Source organism: Brevibacillus sp. SKDU10 (genome assembly GCF_001645205.1).
GTDB classification, from domain to species: domain Bacteria; phylum Bacillota; class Bacilli; order Brevibacillales; family Brevibacillaceae; genus Brevibacillus_B; species Brevibacillus_B halotolerans.
In genome coordinates this window covers 1-1,156 of record NZ_LSSO01000123.1, presented here as the reverse complement: position 1 = coordinate 1,156, position 1,156 = coordinate 1, and the positions used below count along the sequence as shown (strand labels likewise).

Here is a 1,156-nt window from a genome sequence, read left to right as displayed (position 1 = left end):
GTGTCCAACAAACGAATAGCAAACGATTCCATTTGACCACGAACGATTGGCTTATCTTACAGGAACCTAGGTCAGAATCTATTAAAACCGACATCCCAAAAGGAACAGCCGTATTAGGAATACGTTGGAACATTCCAAGTCCATTTCAAGAAGAAGGTCCGAGGGGAGGATTACAAACTTTCGATTACGTTCAAATTGTTGAAACAGGTCAAACTGGCTTCATGCCCCGTGTTGGCTATAATGCCATATGGTTAATTTGATTTGCTGAATGCTAATTAAGAAACAGGATTCAAGGGAAATCTTTATAAATAACTTTTCCACCGAATGAAAAACCATCCCTACTACCATTGGGTATTTTAAGAATTTTCACGAATAAGTGCTGAACAAACTTTCATTTCCATTTTGTGATAGGGCAGATTTCTTATACAGTAATCAAAAATTAATATGGAACGGTCTAAAATCACTGACGAGATTAAGTGAAAGTTATCATTTTATAGTACCAACTATTAGTATGAAGTGATAAAATTGGGATAATCGGTAATTATTCAGGGGGAATAATGATGATAGATACTCAACAGATTATGGATGTTATTAGACATCGTTATCCATTTCTTTTCGTGGATAGGATATTGGAGTTAGAAAAAGGGAGGAGAGCAGTTGGTATAAAAAATGTTAGAGCTAATGAGGAATTTTTTACAGGACATTTTCCGAATGATCCGATTATGCCAGGTGTGTTAATTATAGAGGCATTAGCTCAGGTAGGAGGCATTGTGATGCTGACTAAGGAGGAAAGTAAAGGGAGGTTAGGACTTTTAGCCGGTATAGATCATTGTCGTTTTAAACATCAAGTAAAACCTGGTGACCAGATTCGTCTAGAGGTTGAGATTACTCGATTAAAAGGTGCTATTGGGAAAGGCAAAGGTATTGCTACAGTTGATGGAGAACTAGCTTGTGAGGCGGAAATAATATTTGCATTTGGGGATTAAAAGACACTGATTAAATTGAAGAAAGAGAACGAACCTTTTATTTCGTATTGGGCAGGATTCTGTTGAGCAGAAAATTAGTTTGAACGTTATTTCCGCATCTAAAGCGCAAGTATTCAGATATTCAGAAGATCATAGGAGATAGGTAAAGTTTCAAAATTAACGTAATATTC

At 36.3% G+C, this 1,156-nt stretch carries 2 protein-coding genes; both read left to right on the top strand.

What is annotated here, in order from left to right:
- Positions 1-260: hypothetical protein (locus AYJ08_RS24390; protein WP_231929046.1), on the top strand; the 260-nt coding region annotated here is incomplete at its 5' end.
- A 300-nt stretch (positions 261-560) separates the two neighbouring features.
- Positions 561-986, top strand: a complete 426-nt coding sequence (fabZ, locus tag AYJ08_RS07310) for a 3-hydroxyacyl-ACP dehydratase FabZ (protein WP_064017176.1) — start codon at positions 561-563, stop codon at positions 984-986.
- The last annotated feature ends 170 nt before the right edge of the window (positions 987-1,156 follow it).

What these genes read in the sequence shown, in the direction of transcription:
- fabZ (WP_064017176.1), top strand. Translation starts at nt 561, where the DNA reads ATGATAGATACTCAACAGATTATGGATGTTATTAGACATCGTTATCCA.